This window comes from Cryptosporangium arvum DSM 44712 (genome assembly GCF_000585375.1).
Lineage (GTDB): Bacteria > Actinomycetota > Actinomycetes > Mycobacteriales > Cryptosporangiaceae > Cryptosporangium > Cryptosporangium arvum.
Genome location: NZ_KK073874.1, coordinates 942,277 through 964,320, shown reverse-complemented (window position 1 = coordinate 964,320; position 22,044 = coordinate 942,277). Strand labels below are relative to the sequence as shown.

At 67.0% G+C, this 22,044-nt stretch carries 22 protein-coding genes and 1 tRNA gene; 15 read left to right on the top strand and 8 right to left on the bottom strand.

Going from position 1 to position 22,044, the window contains the following annotated elements; genetic code table 11:
* The first annotated feature begins 33 nt into the window (after positions 1-33).
* Genes CRYAR_RS04425 through CRYAR_RS04415 form a run of 3 tightly spaced genes read left to right on the top strand, consistent with a single transcriptional unit; the run spans position 34 to position 5,968 of the window.
* Positions 34-1,611 carry a type I restriction-modification system subunit M gene (locus CRYAR_RS04425; RefSeq protein WP_035848629.1) on the top strand — a complete coding sequence of 526 codons (1,578 nt, stop codon included), beginning with the start codon at positions 34-36 and terminating at the stop codon, positions 1,609-1,611.
* The gene (locus tag CRYAR_RS42670) at positions 1,608-2,816 is read left to right on the top strand and encodes a restriction endonuclease subunit S (protein WP_084700057.1); all 1,209 of its coding nucleotides are present in this window, start codon (positions 1,608-1,610) and stop codon (positions 2,814-2,816) included. The genes CRYAR_RS04425 and CRYAR_RS42670 overlap by 4 nt, the downstream gene beginning before the upstream one ends.
* The gene (locus tag CRYAR_RS04415; RefSeq protein WP_035848628.1) at positions 2,813-5,968 is read left to right on the top strand and encodes a type I restriction endonuclease subunit R; all 3,156 of its coding nucleotides are present in this window, start codon (positions 2,813-2,815) and stop codon (positions 5,966-5,968) included. The genes CRYAR_RS42670 and CRYAR_RS04415 overlap by 4 nt, the downstream gene beginning before the upstream one ends.
* A gap of 1,420 nt (positions 5,969-7,388) precedes the next feature.
* Here the strand turns inward: CRYAR_RS04415 and CRYAR_RS04410 are convergent.
* Together CRYAR_RS04410 and CRYAR_RS04405 are read right to left on the bottom strand one after the other, a co-directional pair.
* Positions 7,389-7,461, bottom strand: a tRNA-Arg gene (locus CRYAR_RS04410).
* Positions 7,462-7,575: 114 nt separating this feature from the next.
* On the bottom strand, positions 7,576-8,805 hold the full coding sequence (locus CRYAR_RS04405; RefSeq protein WP_051571902.1) for a multidrug effflux MFS transporter: 1,230 nt from the start codon (positions 8,803-8,805) through the stop codon (positions 7,576-7,578).
* Positions 8,806-8,856: 51 nt separating this feature from the next.
* Here CRYAR_RS04405 and CRYAR_RS04400 point away from each other — a divergent pair, with 51 nt between their 5' ends.
* From CRYAR_RS04400 to CRYAR_RS04385, 4 genes are all read left to right on the top strand, one after another.
* Entirely contained in the window at positions 8,857-9,324 is a 468-nt protein-coding gene (locus CRYAR_RS04400; RefSeq protein ID WP_084700055.1) for a MarR family winged helix-turn-helix transcriptional regulator, read from the top strand.
* A 154-nt stretch (positions 9,325-9,478) separates the two neighbouring features.
* Positions 9,479-9,838, top strand: a complete 360-nt coding sequence (locus CRYAR_RS42665; RefSeq protein WP_051569729.1) for a YetF domain-containing protein — start codon at positions 9,479-9,481, stop codon at positions 9,836-9,838.
* Between the two features lie 13 nt (positions 9,839-9,851).
* Positions 9,852-10,334, top strand: a complete 483-nt coding sequence (locus tag CRYAR_RS04390; protein ID WP_051569728.1) for a MarR family winged helix-turn-helix transcriptional regulator — start codon at positions 9,852-9,854, stop codon at positions 10,332-10,334.
* Positions 10,335-10,380: 46 nt separating this feature from the next.
* Positions 10,381-11,982: a phospholipase D family protein gene (locus CRYAR_RS04385; RefSeq protein ID WP_035848625.1), complete on the top strand. Its 1,602-nt coding sequence runs from the start codon at positions 10,381-10,383 to the stop codon at positions 11,980-11,982.
* 50 nt (positions 11,983-12,032) lie between these two features.
* Here the strand turns inward: CRYAR_RS04385 and CRYAR_RS46745 are convergent, their stop codons facing one another.
* Positions 12,033-12,323, bottom strand: a complete 291-nt coding sequence (locus tag CRYAR_RS46745; protein WP_157017341.1) for a hypothetical protein — start codon at positions 12,321-12,323, stop codon at positions 12,033-12,035.
* A gap of 36 nt (positions 12,324-12,359) precedes the next feature.
* Complete coding sequence (locus CRYAR_RS50095) at positions 12,360-12,488, bottom strand: hypothetical protein (RefSeq protein WP_281174548.1); 129 nt, start codon at positions 12,486-12,488, stop codon at positions 12,360-12,362.
* Between the two features lie 323 nt (positions 12,489-12,811).
* Here CRYAR_RS50095 and CRYAR_RS04380 point away from each other — a divergent pair, with 323 nt between their 5' ends.
* Positions 12,812-13,411: a VOC family protein gene (locus tag CRYAR_RS04380; protein WP_035860575.1), complete on the top strand. Its 600-nt coding sequence runs from the start codon at positions 12,812-12,814 to the stop codon at positions 13,409-13,411.
* Here CRYAR_RS04380 and CRYAR_RS46740 read toward each other — a convergent pair.
* Positions 13,339-13,815, bottom strand: coding sequence for a hypothetical protein (locus tag CRYAR_RS46740; RefSeq protein WP_211247260.1), 477 nt, complete (start codon positions 13,813-13,815; stop codon positions 13,339-13,341). The genes CRYAR_RS04380 and CRYAR_RS46740 overlap by 73 nt on opposite strands.
* A gap of 18 nt (positions 13,816-13,833) precedes the next feature.
* Here CRYAR_RS46740 and CRYAR_RS04370 point away from each other — a divergent pair, with 18 nt between their 5' ends.
* Positions 13,834-14,370, top strand: coding sequence for a flavoprotein (locus tag CRYAR_RS04370; protein ID WP_051569727.1), 537 nt, complete (start codon positions 13,834-13,836; stop codon positions 14,368-14,370).
* Here the strand turns inward: CRYAR_RS04370 and CRYAR_RS04365 are convergent.
* Entirely contained in the window at positions 14,321-15,085 is a 765-nt protein-coding gene (locus tag CRYAR_RS04365; protein ID WP_211247259.1) for a helix-turn-helix domain-containing protein, read from the bottom strand. The genes CRYAR_RS04370 and CRYAR_RS04365 overlap by 50 nt on opposite strands.
* A 48-nt stretch (positions 15,086-15,133) precedes the next feature.
* On the opposite strand from CRYAR_RS04365, the gene CRYAR_RS04360 reads away from it, so the two are divergent.
* Positions 15,134-15,685, top strand: coding sequence for a TIGR03086 family metal-binding protein (locus CRYAR_RS04360; RefSeq protein ID WP_051569726.1), 552 nt, complete (start codon positions 15,134-15,136; stop codon positions 15,683-15,685).
* On the opposite strand, the gene CRYAR_RS04355 is transcribed toward CRYAR_RS04360, so the two are convergent.
* Complete coding sequence (locus CRYAR_RS04355) at positions 15,682-16,101, bottom strand: hypothetical protein (protein WP_035848624.1); 420 nt, start codon at positions 16,099-16,101, stop codon at positions 15,682-15,684. The genes CRYAR_RS04360 and CRYAR_RS04355 overlap by 4 nt on opposite strands.
* A 55-nt stretch (positions 16,102-16,156) precedes the next feature.
* Positions 16,157-16,582 (bottom strand): Fur family transcriptional regulator, encoded by a 426-nt coding sequence (locus CRYAR_RS04350; RefSeq protein ID WP_035848623.1) that lies wholly within the window; start codon positions 16,580-16,582, stop codon positions 16,157-16,159.
* A 54-nt stretch (positions 16,583-16,636) separates the two neighbouring features.
* Here CRYAR_RS04350 and CRYAR_RS04345 point away from each other — a divergent pair, with 54 nt between their 5' ends.
* From CRYAR_RS04345 to CRYAR_RS04325, 5 genes are read left to right on the top strand one after another with little or no spacing between them, the layout of a single operon-like run.
* Positions 16,637-17,602, top strand: coding sequence for a 2-hydroxyacid dehydrogenase (locus CRYAR_RS04345; RefSeq protein ID WP_035848622.1), 966 nt, complete (start codon positions 16,637-16,639; stop codon positions 17,600-17,602).
* Between the two features lie 4 nt (positions 17,603-17,606).
* Complete coding sequence (gene ppk2, locus CRYAR_RS04340; protein ID WP_035848621.1) at positions 17,607-18,440, top strand: polyphosphate kinase 2; 834 nt, start codon at positions 17,607-17,609, stop codon at positions 18,438-18,440.
* A gap of 29 nt (positions 18,441-18,469) precedes the next feature.
* A complete protein-coding gene (locus tag CRYAR_RS04335; RefSeq protein WP_051569725.1) occupies positions 18,470-18,976 on the top strand; it encodes a 2Fe-2S iron-sulfur cluster-binding protein in 507 nt (168 codons plus the stop codon).
* Complete coding sequence (locus CRYAR_RS04330) at positions 18,973-19,932, top strand: FAD binding domain-containing protein (RefSeq protein WP_035848619.1); 960 nt, start codon at positions 18,973-18,975, stop codon at positions 19,930-19,932. The genes CRYAR_RS04335 and CRYAR_RS04330 overlap by 4 nt, the downstream gene beginning before the upstream one ends.
* Entirely contained in the window at positions 19,929-22,028 is a 2,100-nt protein-coding gene (locus tag CRYAR_RS04325; protein WP_035848618.1) for a xanthine dehydrogenase family protein molybdopterin-binding subunit, read from the top strand. The genes CRYAR_RS04330 and CRYAR_RS04325 overlap by 4 nt, the downstream gene beginning before the upstream one ends.
* The last annotated feature ends 16 nt before the right edge of the window (positions 22,029-22,044 follow it).

The following is a 22,044-nucleotide window of genomic DNA, read 5'->3' as shown; positions in this document are numbered from 1 at the left end:
CAACGGCCCCAACGCGAGGGCGGTGACGTCATAGTGGCTCCCACCAGTAAGGAAGCTCAGCGGGCTGAGCTTCACAAGATCATCTGGCGTATCGCCAACGACCTTCGCGGAAGCGTCGACGGCTGGGACTTCAAGAGCTACGTCCTCGGCATCCTGTTCTATCGTTTCATCTCCGAGAACCTCACCGCCTACCTCAACCGCCTAGAGCGCGAGGCTGGAGATGCGGACTTTGACTACGCCAAGCTCAGCGACAAGGACGCCGAGTTCGGGCGCAAGGACACGGTGGACGAGAAGGGCTTCTACATCCTGCCCAGCGATCTTTTCGCCAACGTATGTAAGCGCGCCGCCAACGATGAGAATCTGAACGAGACACTGTCACGTGTCTTTGCGGACATCGAGGGCTCTGCGGTCGGGACGGCTAGCGAAGACGACCTGAAAGGACTCTTCCACGACCTCGATGTGAACAGTCCAAAGCTCGGGCCTACCGTTGCGAAACGGAACGAAAAGCTCGTTAAGCTGCTGGATGCGATCGGGGATCTTGACTTCGGTAACGGAGGGTTCAGCGAGAACACGATTGACGCCTTCGGTGACGCCTACGAATACCTGATGACTATGTACGCATCAGGCGCAGGAAAGTCCGGCGGCGAATTCTTTACGCCACAAGAGGTCAGCGAATTGCTCGCCCGAATCGCCGTCGCGGGTAAGAAGGCTGTCAACAAGGTCTACGACCCGGCCTGCGGCTCCGGATCACTGCTGCTCAAGTTCGCGAAGGTGCTCGGCAAGGACAACGTTCGGCAGGGCTTCTTTGGTCAGGAGATCAACCTCACTACGTACAACCTCGCCCGTATCAACATGTTCTTGCATGACATCAACTACGAGAAGTTCGACATTGCGCATGGCGACACGCTTACCGACCCGGCGCATTGGGACGACGAGCCCTTCGAGGCAATCGTGTCCAACCCCCCGTACTCGATCAACTGGGAAGGTGCTTCCAACCCGCTGTTGATCAATGATCCGCGGTTCTCGCCAGCCGGCGTCCTTGCGCCGAAGGGTTACGCGGACCTGGCATTCACCATGCACATGCTCCATTGGCTGGCGGTCAACGGCACTGCCGCCATTGTCGAGTTTCCGGGCGTCATGTACCGAGGTGGCACTGAGCAAAAGATCCGCAAATATCTGATCGACAACAACTACATCGACACCGTCATTCAGCTCCCGCCCGACCTGTTTTTCGGAACAGGGATCCAGACCTGCATTCTTGTACTCAAGAAGTCGCGCAATGAAAATTCAGTGCTCTTCATTAATGCTTCCGCCGAGTTCAAGCGAGTTGGCAACAAGAATAAACTCCTACCGGCGAATCAGCAGCGGATTCTCGATACTCACACGGGCCGGGAAATAGTCGAGCACTTCAGTGCTCTGGTGCCGACCCGACAGATTGCGGACAGCGACTACAACCTGTCGGTCACCGCATGGGTCGAGGTTAAGGACAGCCGTGAGGTCATAGAGATCGCCGAGCTCAACAAACGGATCGCCGACATCGTGGCACGGCAGGCCGAGCTTCGAACCCAGGTCGACACGATTATTGCGGGGATGGAGGGCGACAGCGCGTGAGCCAGGTTGCCGACCTCATACAGCAGCACGTACCCGACGGTGTTGAGTACAAGACACTAGGTGAACTCGGAACCTGGACCGGAGGAATTACGCCGTCGAAGGCGAATCCAAAATATTGGGATCGCGGCACCGTCCCTTGGGTGACCTCGATGGACATCAGCGCGACGGGTGGCAGCGAAATTCGCGGACTTGTCACAGAGGCGGCCTTGAGGGAAACCTCGCTCCGGTTGGTTGCTGGACCGTCGATCGCGGTAGTCATGCGTTCAAACATCCTCCGGCGCTTCCTCCCAATTGGGTACATCGATATTGACACATCGGCGAACCAGGATCTACGCCTGCTGACCCCTGTCGATGGCATCGATTCTCGCTATGTTTTCTGGGCGCTGCAGGCTGACAGCGAGCGGATCCGCCAGGCATGTGTCCGCACGGATGGGTCGATGGCAGCAGTTAACTCGAAGGCGTTTTTCGAGTGGCGGATCCCCGTACCGCCGCTCGTAGTACAGCGCAACCTCGTCACGATCTTCGATGCGTTCAACGAGTTGGAGGGGTGCCTCCAGGCCGAGATGGGCCTTCGGCGCGAACAACAGGTAGCCGTGGTAAGCAATCAGTTGGCGACGCAAGGGACCGTCGACCGCGTGGCGCTGGGGAATGTCGCAACGCAGGTCATCGAACCGGTCAAAGTTGAGCCCAACGTTCAGTACGTGAACCTGGGCGTGAAGTGGTACGGAGAGGGTGCCTTCGCTCGGGAGCCCAAATATGGTCGCGACATAAAGGCAAAAACGCTCTATAAGGTGCGTCCTGGCCAGTTCATATATAACCGAATGTTTGTCACCGAAGGGTCATTTGGCATAGTGACCCCGGAGATCGCGCATGGTGTCGTCTCCAACGAGTTCCCCGTCTTCGAGCTCGACGCGAGCCGCATCCTTCCCGAATGGCTCTATCTAAAATTCCGTGATCCGTACATCGTCTCGGTCGTCGCAGGACAGGCTTCCGGCGGAACGAAGAGCCGGCGGCGGTGGAAGGAAGAGCAGTTCAATGCATTCGTGATTGACCTACCCCCTCTCGACGTCCAACGCGAGATGGTCAGAATCGACAGCGCGTTCCGGGACCTCCGCCAGGCGATCAACGCCGAGCTCGTATCTCGTCAGCAGCAGTTCGCCTACTACCGTGATCGTTTCCTCGCGTTCGAGGAGGCGGTGGCATGAGTGAGGCACCGGGCGTGCGCTACGAGCCGATCGCTATCTCGTCCGAGAGCACTGTGGTTGCAGACTTTCTGCCTGGCCCTGCAGGCGACACGTCCTATCAGTCTGAGGCGGCGCTGGAGCGAGAGTTTGTCAAACTCCTGCAGGGCCAGGCATACGAGTACCTGCCCATCACGACCGAGGCTCAGCTCGTCGCCAACCTGCGCACACAACTCGAGGTACTGAACGGGATCGCGTTCTCAGACACCGAGTGGGAGCAGTTCTTCTCCGAAAAGATCGCCGGGGCCAACGAAGGCATAGCCGAGAAGACCGTCCGCATCCAGGAGGACCACGTCCAGGTCCTGAGGCGTGACGACGGCTCAACCAAAAACATCTCGTTGCTGGACAAGAAGCACATTCACAACAACCGCCTCCAAGTCATCAACCAGTACGAGATCGGCAAGGGCGACGGCGGCGCGCGTCGCTCTAACCGCTACGACGTGACTGTGCTGGTCAACGGCCTTCCGCTGGTGCACATCGAGCTGAAGCGCCGTGGCGTCGACATCCGCGAGGCGTTCAACCAGATCGACCGCTACCAGCGCGACAGCTTCTGGGCCAGCTCAGGACTGTTCGAGTACGTGCAGCTCTTTGTAATCAGCAACGGCACGCTGACCAAATACTATTCCAACACCACCCGTCGTCAGCACCTGTCGGAGCAGGCCTCGGCGAAGAAGACCAAGAAGACCTCCAACTCCTTCGAGTTCACCTCATGGTGGGCGGACGCACAGAACAGGCCAATCCAGGACCTGACCGGTTTCACCAAAACATTCTTCGCCAAGCACTCGTTGCTCAACGTGCTCACGCGCTACTGCGTGCTGACCGCCGACCGTCTGCTCCTCGTGATGCGGCCGTACCAGATCGTTGCGACCGAGCGAGTGATTCAGCGCATCGAGATCGCGACCAACTACAAGCAGCTCGGATCCCTCGCGGCTGGTGGCTACGTCTGGCACACAACCGGCTCAGGCAAGACCCTGACCTCCTTCAAGACGGCGCAGCTCGCCTCGCGATTGCAGAGCGTTGACAAGGTTCTGTTCGTGGTCGACCGCAAGGATCTGGACTACCAGACCATGCGCGAGTACGACCGCTTCGAGAAGGGCGCCGCCAACTCCAACACCTCGACCGCGGTGCTCAAGCGGCAGCTGGAGGATCCGAGCGCCAAAATCATCATCACGACAATCCAAAAGCTTTCGACGTTCATCAATGCCAACAAGGGCCACGCCATCTACGACGGGCACGTCGTCCTGATCTTCGACGAGTGTCACCGCTCGCAGTTCGGCGATATGCACGCCGCTATCACCAAGTCGTTCAAGCGCTACAACATCTTCGGCTTCACCGGCACCCCGATCTTCGCCGTCAACTCCGGCACCGGCGGCAATCCGAACCTGCGGACAACCCCCCAGGCGTTCGGCTGCTACCAGCACGGAGACCCGGTGCATTGCCAGCGGGAAGACCATCAGATGGCCATCCACACCTACACAATCGTGGACGCCATCAACGACAAGAACGTGCTGCCATTCCGGATCGACTACGTCAACACCATCAAGTTGCCCGAGGGAGTGTCGGACAAGCAGGTCAGCGCGATCGACACCGAGCGGGCCTTGCTTGCGCCCGAGCGCCTGAGCCAGGTCGTTGGCTACACGCTGGAGCACTTTGACCAGAAGACCAAGCGGACTCAGGGCTACGACTACTCGGTCGTCGCGAACGTCGCTGAGGTGGTCGCCAGCCGAAACAAGTTCGTCGAACTCAAACAAGCCAGCCGGGTCAAGGGCTTCAACGCCATTTTCGCCACCGCCTCGATCGACGCCGCCAAGCGCTATTACCTGGAGTTCAAGAAGCAGCAGGCTGAACTCACACCCGACCGGCGGCTCAAGGTTGCCACGATCTTCTCCTACGCCGCCAACGAGGACATCGGCGACGACTATCTGGACGAGGAAGTTTTTGAGACCAGGTCGCTGGATCAATCGTCACGCGACTTCCTCGATGACGCCATCAAGGACTACAACGCCCTCTTCGGAACCAGCTACGACACCAGCGCCGACAAGTTCCAGAACTACTACAAGGACCTGTCGCTGCGGTTGAAGAACCGCGAACTCGACCTGGTCATCGTCGTCAACATGTTCCTGACCGGCTTCGACGCCACCACGATGAACACGCTGTTCGTCGACAAGCGGTTGGTCAACCACGGCCTCATCCAGGCGTACTCGCGAACCAACCGGATCCTTAACTCGGTCAAGACCTACGGTAATATCGTTTCCTTTCGAGACCTCGAAGAAGAGACTAACGAAGCCATCGCGCTGTTCGGGAACAAGGACGCCCGCGGCATCGTGCTACTCAAGCCCTACACCGAGTACTACGCCGAGTACGCCGATAAGGCCAACGAGCTGCTGTCCAAATTCCCTCTCGGCCAACCAATCATCGGAGAGGCAGCGCAGAAGGAGTTCATCGCCCTGCTCGGCGCGATCCTGCGGCTGCAGAACATCCTGACTTCCTTCGACGACTTCGCCGGCAACGAGATTCTCACCGAACGCCAGATGCAGGACTACCGAAGCATCTACCTCAACCTCTATGCCGAATTCCGCAAGGAAGGTCAAGGAGAGAAGGAGTCGATCAACGACGACGTAGTCTTCGAGATCGAGCTAATCAAACAGGTCGAGATCAACGTCGACTACATTCTCATGCTGGTCGGCAAGTGGCGCGAGATCCGCGGCAACGGCAACGATAAAGAGATGTCCGCCCTCGCGGACATCCAACGGTCCGTCGACTCGAGTCCAACGCTGCGCAACAAGAAAGACCTCATCATGGACTTCGTCGACCGCGTCTCCGCGTCCGGCGAGATTGACGAGGAATGGCGCGCCTACGTCGCGGCCCAACGGACAGCGGAGCTCGACGCGATCATTGCGGACGAGAACCTGAAGCCGGACGAGACGCGGACCTTCATCGAGCACGCGTTCCGGGATGGCTCGATCCCGACGACCGGCACTGCGATTACCAAGATCCTTCCGCCCGGATCACGCTTCTCCGCCGGCGGTGGACACGGCGAGAAAAAGCAGCGCGTACTCGCGCGCCTCGGGGAATTCTTTGAGCGATTCTTCACATTGAGTGCTGGAGGCGAGTGACGGCTGACTCCGCAACCGAGGGCCAAGCGTCCTCTTCCATCATGTCGCCTCATTCATTCGGCGACCGGCGGTCTCGGTACGCTTTACAGCGGCGGCACCCGGGTTGGAGACCTTCATCGCGCGAAGTCTTGCTCGTCCCGCGGAAGGTCTTCCACGGGTAGTAGGTGGAACACCGGTGCGCTTCCGCGCTTATGGTGGGCTTCGGGGTCAGGGCCGACGCGGAACTGGCCGATGTACCGCTGTGGGTGCGGATCGAAGTGGGACTTCTGCTCGTCGTCAGGCACGAACAGACGTAGTTGATCCCCCGCGCGACATGATTGACGATCCGCCGGTTGTGCTTGCTCAGGCTACCGTCCAGCTCGTCCTCGCCTGTGAACAGGAAAGCGCTCCCGTCAATCGTCCAGCCATCGCTCCGGTCGTGCGATCCAAGGTGCGGCGGTGAGGAACAGGTTCGCTCCGCGTGGCGGGATCTTGATGCGTTCATCCGCTCCGCCGAAGCGGACAGAACGCGTTGGCTCCCCCAGACGCGTGCCGGCTGACGAGCCACGCGGGGGTAGGGGTGACGCTGTCGAGGTGGTCGGTCCACGACTCCTGCAACTCGATGTCTTGCGGCCAGGGGACCTCGACGCCAGACGGGCGCAAGTTGTCCCAGGGAAAGTCGGGAAGCCGAGCCTTGAGAGTGGCCTTCGGCAGGACCGCTGGGATGACTCGGTCCCATTCCACGGCTGCGTACGAGACCTGACGCTTTCGCTTGGGATCCCAATCCGACCCCGCAAAGAGCCTCTGGTCAGTGATGCGGCCGGAGGCGATGAGTCCGGGGTCATCGCCGACTCGGTAGAGGAAGGCCTGGTCGTCGTCCCGAACACAGGTTGACCGATGGTGATTCTCCAGCGAGCCCGGACGGTTCCTCCGACATCGGTGACGCCGATGTCATCCAGGTAGCTCCCGTATCCGACGTCGTTCGGATTCCAGGTCATGAGGTAAGTGGCCATGCCACGCGATCGGCACGCTCGGCGAAGTCTCGAACGGTTTCCTGGTGAAGACCCGCGCCGTGGCAGCCGAAGCGCCTAACGCGGTCTAACCGGGCAACTGGTAGGGCGCAGTCACGCACAGCGATTGTGCGGCGACGGTGTCGTTGCAGATTTCCTGTGTGCCCCCGGCGCGATTCGAACCTCCGGCTCCGTCGGCGATCCCCGGAGCGAAGTCGCCGGTTCCGTCCTACCGCCATCGGTGGGGGTGTCCGGTCCCGATCCCGGCCCACGCGGCCGGGACGACCGTCCGAGCGCGTGACGGCGTCCTACTGGCCCGCCAAACTTGGGCGCGTATTCGGCACAGGCCGTCGGTGACAGCCGTTGACACCCGGTACCAACCGGACAGTCGCGCCGCGCCGCTATCGCGGCGTTTCCGCAGGTCAGACCTGTGCCCTCGGGCAGATTCGAACTGCCGACACCCGCTTTAGGAGAGCGGTGCTCTATCCCCTGAGCTACGAGGGCGAGGCCGACACCGTCGTCGGCACCCTGGTCCGCGTGGCTTCCGCCGCTCGGATCCAGGGCCCAGCGTATCGGTAACCGGACCCCCGGCGTTCCGAGTATCCGGTCAACGGCTCGTCAAGTGCGCTGAACCGCGGGGGCCGACGAGCGGGTCAGCGCTCCGAACGCCGTCACCGAGATCAGGGCTGAGGCCACCATCACCAGCGCCATCGGGATCGCGGTGTTCTCACCACCCAGCCCCACCAGCGGCGAGACGACCGCCGCGAGCGCGAACTGGCTCGCGCCGATCACCGCTGAGCCCGTTCCCGCCGCGGACGGGGTCTGGGCGATCGCGAGCGACGTCGCGTTGCCCATCACGAAGCCGAGCGAGAAGATCGTCAGCCACAGCAGGCCCAGCACCGACCAGAGCTGCAACCCGCCGGACACCGCGAGCGTGAACAGCAGCACCGACCACAGCGTCAGCGAACCGAGCCCGGCGGTCAGCAGGGGCCGCGGTCCGAACCGCCCCACCAACCGAGCGTTCAGCAGGCTGCCGACGGTGACACCCAGCGCGTTCGCCGCGAACGCCACCGAGAACCAGCCGGACGAGAGCCCGAACACCGTCTGCAGCACGAACGGCGACGCCGAGATGTAGCCGAAGAGCGTCCCGAACGAGAAGACGAACGCCAGCGTGTATCCGAGGAACTGCCGGTTGCCCAGGACGATCCGCGCGCCGCGGAACGTCGCCGCCAGCCCGCCTCCTTGCCGCGAGGGGGCCGGCAGGGACTCGCGGAGCACGAAGAACGATCCGGTCAGCATCACGAGCGCGAGCGCCGTCAACACGACGAACACACCGCGCCACCCCACCGGCCCCAGCAGTGCGCCGCCGATCAGCGGGGCCACCACGGGCGCGATGCCGCCGATCGTCATCAGCACCGAGAAGATCCGCGCCGCGGCCGCGCCGCGCACGGTGTCGGCCACGATCGCGCGTCCGAGCACCACGCCGGCGGCGCCGGCGAAACCCTGCAGGAACCGGAAGGCGACAAGCGCACCGACGTTCGGCGCGGCCGCGCACAACGCTGACGCGAGGACGCACACCGCCGCGCCGACGAGCAACGGGCGACGCCGGCCCCAGCGGTCGGAGAGCGGGCCGATGACCAGCTGTCCGATCGCCAGGCCAGCCATGAACGTAGTAAGCGTGAGCTGCACGCTCGCCGCGTCGGTGCCCAGTTCGTCGGCCATCGTGGGGAAGCCGGGCAGGTACATGTCGGTGGCCAGCGGCGCGATCGCCGACAGCAGCGCCAGCACGAGCACGGCCGCCAGCGGCAGGGCGGTCCTCGGGGGCGCCTCCGCCCGGGTGATCACCATCGACACTCGTTTCAAAAGCTTATGGGTTCATACATAAGTTAGTATCGACGTGTGTCCGGGGAGTCGACAGAGCCCGAGGCTGTGGCGCTCCTCTCAGGCGAACTCGCGGCCTTGCTGCACGACGTCTCGCGCCAGCTCCGAGCGGCCGCGCACGCGGAAGTGAACCTCGTCCCGCTGCCCGAATCCGAGCGGGACGTGCTGCGCTTCGTCGGCCGGCACCCCGGCGTCAGCGTGAGCACCGTGGCCCGCGAACTGCGCATGAAGAGCAGCAACGTCAGCGCGGCGGTACGCAACCTCGTCGCGCGTGACCTGATGACGCGCGACGCCGACCCGCACGATCGCCGGATCGCCCGCCTCACGCTCACCGGTCAGGCCTACGACAACCTCGAACGTCTCCAGCGCGCCTGGAACACCCACCTGGACGCCGCGCTCAGCCGGGTGGAGCCGGGATACAGGGAACAACTAGAGGGCGCGGTGCCCGCTTTGCGCGCTTTGGTCCAGGTGTTGCGAGACCCGTAGGAGACGCTTTCGGGCTCCTCGGCGTCCATTCCCGCCCGGCGCGGGCCACCGCGAACGGCTACCCGCTCACGGTTCAGTACGCGCAGGTCGCCCGGGCCGGCCTCGACGCTCCGCGGCGGGTACTCGGGAGACCTCGGGCCTCCTCGCGATCAGGGTGTTCGCGCTGCTGACGATCGCGCTGGGCCGGGTCCGGCGGCGTTACCGGCGCAACCGCCCGATCGTGCACGGCGTTCCGTACGTCGTCGTCGAGAACGGGGAACCGGTGCTGGAGACGATGCGGATGGAACGCCTGAGCATCGACGACCTGATCGCCGCGGCCCGGCAGGAAGGGTTCGAGCGGTTCGTCGACATCAAGATGGCCGTGCGCGCGAGGAGGAAACGGATCCGGCGGTGCCGACGAGGCGCCACCTGCGGGCGGCTGAGCGTCCTTTGTGTGATGCTTCGCGGCAAACGTGCGCGGCCTCACAGTGGCCACTTACACACGTCACGCAGTATGGTTGGTAAGAGCAACTAATGAGGAGGCGGACATGGCGTCGCAGGAGGCCTGCGCCCAGCTGCTCGACCAGCTGCCCGCGATCGGCGAGATCAAGCGTCAGTTCCACCGTGTGGTTCCGGCGGTCGGCACGAACAACGTCGGCGCGGCCGGCGCGATCCCCACGCTCGGGGTTCTGGCGGCCGACGGCGAGCAGCGCGCCAGCGACCTGGCCGAGCGGCTACGGGTGGACCTGTCGGTCATCAGCCGTCAGGTGGCGGCGCTGATCGAGGCCGGTCTGATCGCCCGCGCCACCGACCCGGCCGACCGCCGTGTGCACCGGCTCGCGATCACCGACGCCGGCGTCGAGACGCTGCGTGTGCATCGGGCGCAGATGGTCGAGCTGATCTCGCGTGGCCTGGAGGACTGGTCGGACGACGACGTCGTGCGGTTCGCCGGCGGGCTCCGCCGTTTCGCCGACTCGGTCGCCGACGCGACGACACGCACCCGCCTTCCGGCCGCTCCGATCGCGGTGTGACCCACCCGGTGTGTGCCGACCCACCAGGAGGGGGTAATGAGCCCGCATGCCCCTCGACGACTGGTTCCTGACCGCGGACGAGCGCGGCAACCCCTCGACCCGGCTCGACTCCCGGCACCCCGACGGGATCGCCTGGACGACCGGCAACGAGGTGCGGCCGCTCGTCCACGGGTCCACGTACTTCGCTGATCTGCTCGCGGAGATCGACGCCGCCCAGAAGGGCGACATCCTCTTCTTCACCGACTGGCGGGGCGACCCCGACGAGCTGCTGGCCGAGCCCGACCGCACGGTCGGCTCCGTGCTCGAGGACGCAGCCCGGCGCGGTGTCGTCGTCAAAGGCCTGGTCTGGCGTTCGCACCTCGACAAGCTGCAGTTCAGCGCGGAGGAGAACCGCCACCTGGGCGTCGAGGTCGAGGAAGCCGGCGGTGAGGTGCTGCTCGACATGCGTGTCCGCACCGGCGGCTCGCACCACCAGAAGTTCGTGGTGATCCGGCACCCCGGCGACCAGGACGCCGACATCGCGTACGTCGGTGGCATCGACCTCGGCCACAGTCGCCGCGACGACGGCGACCACCAGGGTGATCCGCAGGCCCAGCCGATGCCCGACGTCTACGGGGACAAGCCGCCCTGGCACGACGTCCAGGTCGCGATGCGCGGTCCGGCCGTCGGCGACGTCGACACGGTGTTCCGGGAGCGCTGGGAGGACCCGAGCCCGCTCTCCAACAACCTGGTGCGCGTCGCGCGCGACCTGATCACCCATCGCGACATCACGCCCGACCCGCTGCCCGAGCAACCGCCGGACCCGTCGCCGCGGGGCACGCAGGCCGTCCAGATCCTGCGCACCTACCCGCACCGCCGGCGCAACAGCTACCCGTTCGCGCCCGACGGCGAGCGCAGCATCGCTCGTGCCTACCTCAAGGCGCTCAAGCGGGCCCGCAGCCTGATCTACCTGGAAGACCAGTACCTCTGGTCGGAGGACGTCGCCGCGTGCTTCGCCGAGGCGCTGAACTCCAACCCCGACCTGCACCTGATCGCGGTCGTTCCGTCCTTTCCCGACCAGGGCGGCCTCTCGACGACCGGCGAGAACCTCGGCCGCAACCGGGCGCTGGAGAAGTTCCGCGCGGTCGCCCCCGACCGCGTCGCCGTCTACGGGCCGGAGAACCGCGACGGCACGCCCGTGTACGTCCACGCAAAAGTCTGCGTGATCGACGACATCTGGGCCGTTGTCGGTTCCGACAACCTCAACCGCCGCTCCTGGACCTACGACTCCGAGCTCTCCTGCGCGGTGATCGACGAGGAACGTGACCGCCGCGAACCCCAGGACCCCGCCGGCCTCGGCGACGGCGCCCGGGTCTACGCCCGCGACCTGCGGCTCCTGCTGTCGTCCGAACACTTGGAACTGCAGAAAGACGAGGTCGACGCCCTGAGCGACCCGCACGCGGCGTTCCGTGCGTTCAAAGAGTCGGCCGACGCCCTGGACGCCTGGCACAAGGACGGAAAATCAGGTCCGCGCCCGAAGGGCCGGCTTCGCCCGTACACCCCGGAGAAGCTCAAGCCCTTTGCCGGTTTCTGGGCCGACCCGCTGTACCAGTACCTGCTCGACCCCGACGGCCGCCCCCGCAAGCTGCGGCGCAACGACGACTTCTGAAAGCACGTCCGGGTGCCCCGCAGAACGGGACACCCGGACCCCGACGAACGTCAGCAGCCCTCCAGCGACCACGGCCGGAGCGACGCCGAACCGATGTTCTTCTTGTGCAGGACGCCCGAGGTCGCGCCGGGAACCTGGAGGCAGGCGCCCCGGCTCCCGTCGATCACGCCCCGCATTCGGCGCGAGACGCTCTCCCCGCAGTTCCGATAGGCGACGTACTGCGTGCTTCCGCTCTTGTAGCTACTGGCGCCGCACGGGTCGGCCGTGGCCGCCTGCGCCGGAATAGTGAGTGCCGCTCCGGTCAACCCGACGGCCAGCAGTAAACGAAAAGTCGCTCGCATTTTCACACCTTCCAGTGATCGGAATTCGCCGGTGGACTAGCGGTCTCCCCATTCGGTGCTGTTCGGCGTCGACGCGCCGGAGTCGATTGACGTGGTGGCGATCGGTACCGCGCCGAAAAGTGCGAGTGCGATGGTGGCGAGAAGAATGCCGAATCCGCGCCGCATGTGGATCTCCCCGTGCTGTTGCCCGGTAATTGCCCAGTCAGGAGATCAGGGAATTGTGGGGCGTGTCACCGATGCCGCAGTTGTCAGGAGTTGCCATGGCAGGACGTTGCCACTTCGGACATCCGAGCCCGGCGGCCGGGATTCGCCGGTGTGGCAGGTTGCCGGCGCGACGCTCGCGGCCGGTGTCGTGCCCCGGCAGACGCTCACGATCCAACCGCCCCGGACGGTGACCGACGTGCGCCTCGTGAGCTGACGCGCCCCTGGACGCAAGCGGTCAGGAATCGAGAAGCCCGGGCACCCGCCGGCCACCTAGCGTCATGCCCATGACAACGATCAAATCTCTGGTGATCGAAGCCGCCGACCCCACCACGGCCACCGCCTTTTACCAGGCCATCGGCCTCGCCGACCGGGTGCGCATCCGCCACGACACCACCCCCACCACCGGCTTCCGGGGCTGCACGGTGTCACTCGTCGTATCCCAACCGGCCACCGTCGACGCCCTCACCGAAGCTGCGATGTCGGCCGGCGCCACCGCCCTCAAGCCCGTCACCAAAAGCTTCTGGGGCTACGGCGGCGTCGTCCGAGCCCCGGACGGCACCATCGTCAAGATCGCGTCCTCGTCGAAGAAGAACACCGGGCCCGCCACCAAACACATCGACGACGTCGTGTTGCTGCTGGGAGCCGAGAACGTCGCGACGACCAAGAAGTTCTACCTCGACCGGGGGCTCACGGTTAAGCGTGGCTTCGGGAACAAGTACGTCGAGTTCGAATCCTCCGGCGTCAAATTCGCGCTCTACGGGCGGCGCGCGCTGGCCAAGGACGCCGGTGTTCCGACCACCGGCAGCGGTTCTCACCGCCTCGCGATCGCCGCCGACGAAGGTGATTTCAGCGACCCGGACGGATTCGCCTGGGAGTCCCGATAACTCCGCACCACGTCGAACTGCTCGACCGTGAGGAACGACGGATTGGGGCCCTGGGGCTGGCGGAACACCTCGATCCCGGCGAGCCGGGAATCGGCGCGGAGCGACGATCGCGGCACCCGGGCCGACACCGGATCGATCGTCAGACCGAGCGGCACGTGCCACGCCCCGTCCTCCCCGAGAAACGGCACGTCGGCCACGTTCCCGACGCCCCACACCCCGGCCTGGGAACCGCTGGCCCAGAACACCACCGGCTGCGGAGCGCGCATGAGGCGCATCCGGTAGCCCGGGCGGACGCACCACTGGGAGACCCGCGGCTCCCGAGCAAAACGACCAGCCAGGTCGACGCGATCCGCGTTGCCCTTGAGCACCCACGCGCCGAGGTTGTCCAGAGTTACCGCCGCCACCGTATTAGTGTCCCGCACGTGAGCGAGTACCTCGCCGTGGTCGCGTGCGGCTCCCCGCTGGCCGCTCGGGTGCACGAGATCGCCGAAGCCGCGCGGAAACACGGGTGGGTGGTGCGTGTCGTCGCGACCGCGAGCGCGATGAACTGGGTGGACGCCGAGCAGGTGGAGCGCGTCACCGGGTACGCACCGCTGGTCGAGCAGCGGCGGCCGGACGAACCCAAACGGTTCCCCACCCCCGGGCACGTCGTCGTGTGCCCGGCGACGTTCAACTCGATCAACAAGCTGGCCACCGGGATCATGGACAACTACGCCGCCGGTCTCGTGTGCGAGGCGCTGGCCAGTGGCACACCGATCACGATCGTGCCGACGGTCAGCGACGCGCTCTGGGGGCATCCGGCGTGGGAAGCGCACCTGGCCCGGTTGACGAACGCCGGGGTGAGGTTCGTGGATCCCGGCAGCGGGCGCGTCGGCGATCCGCGGCCCACCGGCGACGACGTCGTCGCGTTCAACCCCGAGTGGGCGATCCCGACGGGTACCGCAGCGCGTAACGGCTAGGTGGCTCGCCCAGGATCGCGGTGAAGTCCCGGCTGAGATGCGCCTGGTCGGCGTAGCCCAGCTCGGCGGCGAGCGCGGCCCAGTCGACGTCGGCGCCGGACTCGAGCCGGGACGTCACCTCGGCGAGGCGGTAGCGCCGGATGCACCACTTCGGCCCGAGGCCGACGTGCTCGGCGAACAGTCGCTGGAGGGACCGCACACCCACGTCCAACCGCGCGGCCAGCGCCTCGACCCGCGTCAACGCCGGTTCCGACGCGATCAGCTCGACCGCGTCGCGAGCCGAGGTGGCCGCCGCGGTCAGCACCGGCTCCCGGGCCAGCAGGAGGCTCTCGACGGCGTCGGGCGTCGGTGCGCCGTCGCGACCGAAGATCGCCGCCGCCGCCACCGACCGCCCGGCCAGCGACGAGACCGGGCCGTCGAGGAACGGACGGAACGCGCCCGGGCGGAAAGCCACGCCGAACACCTCTCCGACGTCGGAGAGCGCACGGTGGGAGAACCGGCGCGCCGGCCCGCGCACCGCCCCCGGCGACGAGCCGACGTACGACAGGTGCACGTTCACGTGCGGCGGCAGCAGCTGCCGGAACGGCTCCTGCCCCCGCAGATCCCACCGCACCGCCCAGTAGTGCTCCACGAACGGCGCGAGCTCCGCCGAGGGTGACCCGAACGAGTGGGTCTGGAAATCGGCCCAGCCGCCGCGTTGGCCTCGCCTGTCCACGTCGACAGCGTCGCATTTTTTCAAGACACCGTTCGTAGCGTGGCACGTATGCACACGTTGATCACCCAGACCGTGGAGCCGACGCGAGACGTCGTCCGCACCATCCGGGACGAGCAGCTCGGCGCGCCGACGCCGTGCCGCGAGTTCGACGTCAAAGCGCTGGTCGACCATCTGCTGCAGTGGGGGCCGGCGCTGGTCGGGGCCGCGCGGAAGGAAGAGGTGGGTCCGGTCGAGCCGCCGAAGGACTGGCGCAAGGCGCTCGACGCCCACTTCGACGAGCTCGTCACCGGCTGGGGCGCGCCCGCGGCCTGGGAGGGCACGACCCGGATGGGCGGCCCGACGGAGTTCCCCGCGCCGATGATCGGCGGGATGGTCCTCGCCGAGCTGGTCGTGCACGGCTGGGACCTGGCCCGAGCGACCGGACAGTCGCCGAGGTGGCCGGAGGAGGTGCTGCGCCCGCTCGTCGCGGAAGCGCGGGGAATGGCCGAGCAGGGCCGGCAGATGGGGATCTTCGGCCCCGAGGTGCCGGTCCCGGCCGATGCGCCGTCGCTCGATCGGATCCTCGGCCTCACCGGCCGCGACCCCGCCTGGCGCCCCTAGCCGTGGTTGCTCGCCGCCGCGACGATCATGATCATCCGGCGGCGGCGCTGCCGCGCCAGCAGCGCGAACGCCGCGGTCAGCACGATCAGCTCGCGGTCGGCCCACTCCCCGGTCACGTCGACCGTCGTCGTCTTGCGGAGAAAACCTTCTTCGCGGACGTCGATCCGCGCGCCGTCGCGGACGACGCTCACCGACCGCCGGGTGACCTCCCAGCCGGCCGGCCCGTCGGGCAGCATCGCCCCGGACGGGCCCAGCCGCACCGCACCGGCCGAGACGGCCAGCCGGCGGAAGCTCGTCACCTCGACCGGAACGACCACGTCGTCGATGATCAGCGAACCGCGCCGGAGTGAGCGCCACAGCTCGACCCGCGAGCCGTCGAGGGTGTACGTCCGTCGGTGCTTCGTCAGAACAGCCATGCACCGAGTGTCGGAGGAACCGTCCGGGGAGTCATCGCACCGAAGGCGAGAGGCCTTACGACGAAAGTCGCAAGCACTCCGGGCAGACGCCCCAGAACACCACTTCGGCCTCGTCCACCGCGAACCCGTGCGAGTCGGCCGGCGTCAGGCACGGGGACGACCCGACGACGCAGTCGACGTCGACGATCGTTCCGCAGGTCCGGCACACGAGGTGGTGGTGGTTGTCGCCGACGCGGGCCTCGTAGACCGCGGGGGAACCGGCGGGCTCGATCCGGCGCGTCAGCCCCACCGCGGTGAGCGCGTCCAACACGTCGTAGACGCCCTGCGTGGAGATCGTGACCCCGTGCTCACGCACCCACCGCGCGACCGCGTCGGCGGTCACGTGCGGCTGGTCTCGCAGCGCATCCAGCACCGACGCGCGCTGCGCGGTGACCCGCAGCCCGGCGTCGCGCAACTGAGCGCGGGTGTTTTCCTCGACCACTCCCCCAGGGTAACTGGAATCAGTCAAGTTCCAGCCATCTGATATCCAGACCACATGGTCGCGAAGATCGTCGTCACCCAGCCGGTACACGCAGAACAGGTTCAGCGCCTCCGGGACGCCGGGCACGAGGTGGTCACCCTCGACTCGCCGCGCGGTCTGAGCGCCGCCGAGCTGATCGAGCACACGAAAGACGCCGACGCCCTGCTCAGCCAGCTCACCGACAAGCTGACCGAGGAGGTCTTCGCGGAAACCCGCCTCACGATCGTCGCCACGATCGCGACGGGCTTCGACAACATCGACGTCGACGCGGCGCAGAAGGCCGGGACCATCGTCACGCGCACTCCCGACGTCCTCACCGACGCCACCGCCGACCTCGCGATGACGCTGATGCTTGCGGTCGCCCGGCAGATCCCCGAGTCCGACGCGAGCACCCGCGAGCACGGCACCGGTCCGTTCCAGCTGCTGCGCGAGCCGATGGGCATCGACATCTCCGGCGCGACCCTGGGCATCGTCGGCCTGGGCCGGATCGGTGAGGCACTCGCGCACCGCGCGCACTTCGGCTTCGGCATGAAGATCCTGTACACCGCCCGTTCGGCGCACCCGGCCGCCGAGGAGCGGTTCGGCGCGTCGCGTCTCCCGCTCGGTCAACTGCTCGCCGAGTCCGACGTCGTGAGCCTGCACGTCCCGCTCAACGACGAGACCAGGCACCTGATCGACCGCGAGACGCTGACGCTCATGAAGCCCACCGCGATCCTGATCAACACCGGGCGCGGTCCGCTGATCAACGAGAGGGATCTCGCCGAAGCGCTCCGGACGAACCAGCTCGCCGGCGCGGGTCTGGACGTCTTCGAGAACGAGCCCGACGTCCACCCCGACCTGCTCGCGGTCGGGAGCCGTGCGGTCCTCACGCCCCACATCGGCAGCGCCACCGCGAAGACCCGCCGGGCCATGGCGTCGCTGGCGGTCGACAACATCCTGGCCGTCCTCGCCGGTGACCCGCCCCTGACCCCCGTAAAGTGAACGGATGGCAAAGCGCGAGCCTGACGTCGACGAGCAGACCGAACCGGCGCGGGTCGGGAAGAAGGTCTACGAGGCCGAGCTGCTCCGGCTGCAGACCGAACTGGTCACGATGCAGGCCTGGCTGCGTCAGTCGGGCAGCCGGCTGCTGGTGATCTTCGAAGGACGCGACGCCGCCGGCAAGGGCGGCACGATCAGCCGCGTCAGCCAGTACCTGAACCCCCGCTACGCTCGCACGGTCGCGCTCCCGGCGCCCACCGACCGTGAGCGCGGCCAGTGGTACTTCCAGCGGTACGCCCAGCACCTGCCCACGACGGGTGAGGCGGTGCTGTTCGACCGGTCCTGGTACAACCGCGCCGGCGTCGAGCGCGTGATGAACTTCTGCACCGAGGACGAGTACCGCCGTTTCCTGCACCAGTGCCCGCTGTTCGAGCGGATGCTCGTCGAGGACGGGATCCTGCTCCGCAAGTACTGGTTCTCGGTGAGCGACGCCGAGCAACAGCGCCGCTTCGAAGCCCGGTTGGACGACCCGCTGCGCCGCTGGAAGCTCTCGCCGATGGACGTGGAGTCGATCGCGCGCTGGGAGGACTACTCCCGCGCCAAGGACGAGATGTTCGTGCACACCGACATCCCGGAAGCGCCCTGGTACGTCGTCGAGAGCGACGACAAGCGGTCGGCTCGGCTGAACATGATCGCGCACCTGCTCTCGACCGTGCCGTACCAGCACGTCAGCGAGCCGAAGATCAAGCTGCCCAAGCGGCCGAAGTCGTCGGGGTACCAGCGCCCTCCGCGCGACTCCCAGCGTTTCGTGCCGAACCACGCCGCGACCCTGACGAGTTAATCGGGAGCCAACGCGGGTAGTTCGGCGTTATGCCCGAATCTGCCCGCGAGACGTTCGCGCTGACCGTCAACGGCACCACCCATCACCTCACCGTCGATCCCCGCACGACGCTCCTCGACGCGCTCCGTGAGCACCTGAGCCTGACCGGTGCCAAGAAGGGCTGCGATCACGGCCAGTGCGGTGCCTGCACGGTGCTGCTCGACGGTCGTCGCGTCAACAGCTGTTTGATCCTGGCGATCTCGCAACAGAACGCGCGGATCACGACGGTCGAAGGGCTCGGCACGCCGGAGAACCTGCATCCGGTGCAGCGGGAGATGCTCGAGCACGACGGTTTCCAGTGCGGCTACTGCACGCCCGGCCAGGTCTGCAGCGCGGTCGGCATGCTCGGCGAACTGAACGACGGCTGGCCCAGCGCGGTCACCGGCGACACCCCGCAGCTCAGCCGGGAAGAGGTCCGCGAGCGGATGAGCGGCAACCTCTGCCGCTGCGGCGCCTACCCGAACATCGTCGACGCGATCGTGGAGGCGGCCCGGTGAAGACGTTCACCTATCGCGCGGTCACCGACATCGACGAAGCCGTCGCGCAGACCGGCACCTATCTGGCCGGCGGCACGAACCTCGTCGACCTGATGAAGCTCGGCGTCACCGCCCCGGAGACGCTTGTCGACATCAACCAGCTGCCGCTGCACGACGTCGTCCGGCGGCCGGACGGGGGGTTGCGGATCGGCGCGGGCGTGCGCAACAGCGAGCTCGCCGCGCACCCGGTGGTGCGGCGGCACTATCCGGTGCTCAGCCAGGCGCTGCTCGCCGGCGCGTCGGGGCAGCTGCGCAACATGGCCACGACCGGCGGGAACCTGCTCCAGCGCACCCGCTGCCGGTACTTCATGGACGCGACGAAACCCTGCAACAAGCGGGTTCCGGGCAGCGGCTGTCCGGCCCGCGAGGGTGACCACCGCAACCTGGCCGTCCTCGGCGCCTCGGAGGCGTGCGTCGCCACGCACCCGTCGGACATGGCGGTGGCGCTCGTGGCCCTGGACGCCGTCGCCCGCGTCACCGGGCCGAACGGCGAGCGCACGATCCCGATCGAGGTGCTCCACCGCCTCCCCGGCGACCGGCCGCACCACGACACGGTTCTGGAGCCGGGCGAGCTGATCACCGCGGTCGACCTGCCTGTGCTGGGCCGACCCAGCGCGTACCGCAAGGCCCGCGACCGCGCCTCGTACGCGTTCGCGGTCGGCTCCGTGGCGGCCTGCCTGCAGCTCGATGCCGACGGCCGGGTCGACGACGTGAGGCTCGCGCTCGGCGCGGTGGCGCACAAACCCTGGCGCGCCCGTGCGGCCGAGGAGGCGTTGCGCGGCGGACCGGCCACCCGCGAAGCGTTCCTCGCCGCGGCCGACGCCGAGCTCGCCGCCGCCGAGCCCCTGCGCGACAACGCGTTCAAGATCCCCCTGATCCGCAATCTGGTGGCCACCACGCTCGAGGAGCTCCGATGACGCTCAGTCCGACCCGGCCGGGGGCGATCGGAACGCCGGTGGCGCGGGTCGAGGGCCCGCTCAAAGTCACCGGAACCGCCCGGTACGCGGTCGAGTACCCGGTGGAGAACGTCGTCTACGCGTGGATCGTGCAGTCGCCGGTCGCACGCGGCACGCTCACGGCGATCGACGCCCCCGAAAGCGGCGACGTGCTGACCACGCTCTGGCACGGCAACGCCCCGAAGCTGAGCGAGGCCGACGACCCCGAACTGCAGGTACTGCAGTCGCCGACGATCAGCTACCGGGGTCAGGTCGTGGCGCTCGTCGTCGCCAGGACGTTGGAGGCGGCGCGGGGTGCTGCGCAGAGCGTCGAACTGAGCATCGAGGAAGAGGAGCACGACGTGCTCCTGACGCCCGACCACCCGAGGCTCTACACCCCGGAGAAGGTCAACCCGGCGTTCCCGTCGGACACCTCGTCGGGCGACGTGGAGGCGGCGCTCGCCGACGCGGCCGCGACCGTCGACGTCACGTACGAGACCCCCGCGCTGCACAACAACCCGATGGAGCCGCACGCCACCACCGCGCTCTGGGTCGACGACGACCTGGTGCTGTACGACTCGAACCAGGGCCCGTCGGCGATCGCTTCGCAGGTCGCGAAGGTCTTCGGGCTGAAAAAGGACCAGGTGCACGTGGTCGCCGAGCACGTCGGCGGCGGGTTCGGGTCGAAGGGCAGCGCACGTCCGAACGCGATCCTGGCCGCGATGGCCGCGCGGGTGGTGGGTCACCCGGTGCGGCTGGCGTTGCCGCGGCAGGCGCTGTTCACGATGGTCGGGCACCGGACGCCGACGATCCAGCGGGTGCGGCTCGGGGCGACCGCGGACGGTGTGTTCACCGCGATAGCGCACGACGTCGTCGAGCACACGTCGCAGCTGTTCGAGTTCGCGGAGCAGACCGCGGTGGTGACGCGGCACATGTACGCGGCGCCCAATCGGCGCACGTCGCACCGGCTGGCGCGGCTCGACGTCCCGACGCCGCGGTGGATGCGCGCGCCGGGCGAGGCGCCCGGCATGGTGGCGCTGGAGTGCGCGGTCGACGAGCTGGCGGCCTCGCTCGGCCTGGACCCCATCGAACTGCGGATCCGCAACGAGCCGGACGCCGAGCCCGAAGACGGGACGCCGTTCAGCAGCCGGCACTACGTGGAGTGTCTGCGGCTCGGCGCGGCCCGGTTCGGGTGGGACACCCGGCCGCTGCGACCCCGGCAGCGGCGCGAAGGCCGGTGGTGGGTCGGGACCGGGGTGGCCGGAGCCACGTACCCGTCGATGGTGATGCCGTCGACGGCGACGGTGCGGATCGACGCGTCACGCAACGTTCTCGTCGAGGTCGCGGCGGTGGACATCGGTACCGGGTCGCGGACCGTGTTGCACCAGGTCGCGGCGGACGTGCTGGGGGTCCCGCTGGAGAACGTGACGGTACGCATCGGCGACAGCTCGTTGCCGCGCGCGTCGATCGCCGGTGGGTCGTCGGGGTCCGCGTCGTGGGGCTGGGCCGTGGACGGAGCGTGCCGGAAGCTGCGCGAGGAGATGTCGCGGCTGACCGGACCCGTCCCGGCGGACGGGTTGTCGGCCTCGTTCGACACCGGTCCGGACGTCCGCTCGCGGGAGAACTCCGGGAAGCACGCGTTCGGGGCCCACTTCGCCGAGGTACGGGTGGACGCGGACACCGGCGAGGTCCGGGTGTCGAGGTTGTTCGGTCAGTACGCGGTGGGCCGGGTGTTGAACCCGCGGACCGCGCGGAGCCAGTTCATCGGTGGGATGACGATGGGCCTGGGGATGGCGCTGCACGAGGAGAGCGTCCTCGACGTCACGACCGGCGACTGGGTGAACCACGACCTGGCCGAGTACCACGTGCCGGCCCACGCCGACGTCGAGTGGATCGACGCGGCGTGGCTCGACGAGGAGGATTCGTCGGTGAATCCGCTCGGCGTGAAAGGCATCGGCGAGATCGGGATCGTCGGGTCGCCGGCCGCGATCGTGAACGCGATCTGGCACGCGACCGGCGTGCGGGTGCGCGACCTGCCGGTGCGCCTGGACAAGCTCTTGACCGACCCGGCGTTCTGAACTGCTTTCCGGGCTC

What these genes read in the sequence shown, in the direction of transcription:
- CRYAR_RS04405 (WP_051571902.1), bottom strand. Translation starts at nt 8,805, where the DNA reads ATGGTGATCACCCGGGCGGAGGCGCCCCCGAGGACCGCCCTGCCGCTG.
- CRYAR_RS46745 (WP_157017341.1), bottom strand. Translation starts at nt 12,323, where the DNA reads ATGCGAGCGACTTTTCGTTTACTGCTGGCCGTCGGGTTGACCGGAGCG.
- CRYAR_RS04355 (WP_035848624.1), bottom strand. Translation starts at nt 16,101, where the DNA reads ATGGCTGTTCTGACGAAGCACCGACGGACGTACACCCTCGACGGCTCG.
- ppk2 (WP_035848621.1), top strand. Translation starts at nt 17,607, where the DNA reads ATGGCAAAGCGCGAGCCTGACGTCGACGAGCAGACCGAACCGGCGCGG.
- CRYAR_RS04390 (WP_051569728.1), top strand. Translation starts at nt 9,852, where the DNA reads ATGGCGTCGCAGGAGGCCTGCGCCCAGCTGCTCGACCAGCTGCCCGCG.
- CRYAR_RS04325 (WP_035848618.1), top strand. Translation starts at nt 19,929, where the DNA reads ATGACGCTCAGTCCGACCCGGCCGGGGGCGATCGGAACGCCGGTGGCG.
- CRYAR_RS04385 (WP_035848625.1), top strand. Translation starts at nt 10,381, where the DNA reads ATGCCCCTCGACGACTGGTTCCTGACCGCGGACGAGCGCGGCAACCCC.
- CRYAR_RS04345 (WP_035848622.1), top strand. Translation starts at nt 16,637, where the DNA reads ATGGTCGCGAAGATCGTCGTCACCCAGCCGGTACACGCAGAACAGGTT.
- CRYAR_RS04335 (WP_051569725.1), top strand. Translation starts at nt 18,470, where the DNA reads ATGCCCGAATCTGCCCGCGAGACGTTCGCGCTGACCGTCAACGGCACC.
- CRYAR_RS04380 (WP_035860575.1), top strand. Translation starts at nt 12,812, where the DNA reads ATGACAACGATCAAATCTCTGGTGATCGAAGCCGCCGACCCCACCACG.
- CRYAR_RS04415 (WP_035848628.1), top strand. Translation starts at nt 2,813, where the DNA reads ATGAGTGAGGCACCGGGCGTGCGCTACGAGCCGATCGCTATCTCGTCC.
- CRYAR_RS04360 (WP_051569726.1), top strand. Translation starts at nt 15,134, where the DNA reads ATGCACACGTTGATCACCCAGACCGTGGAGCCGACGCGAGACGTCGTC.
- CRYAR_RS50095 (WP_281174548.1), bottom strand. Translation starts at nt 12,488, where the DNA reads ATGCGGCGCGGATTCGGCATTCTTCTCGCCACCATCGCACTCGCACTT.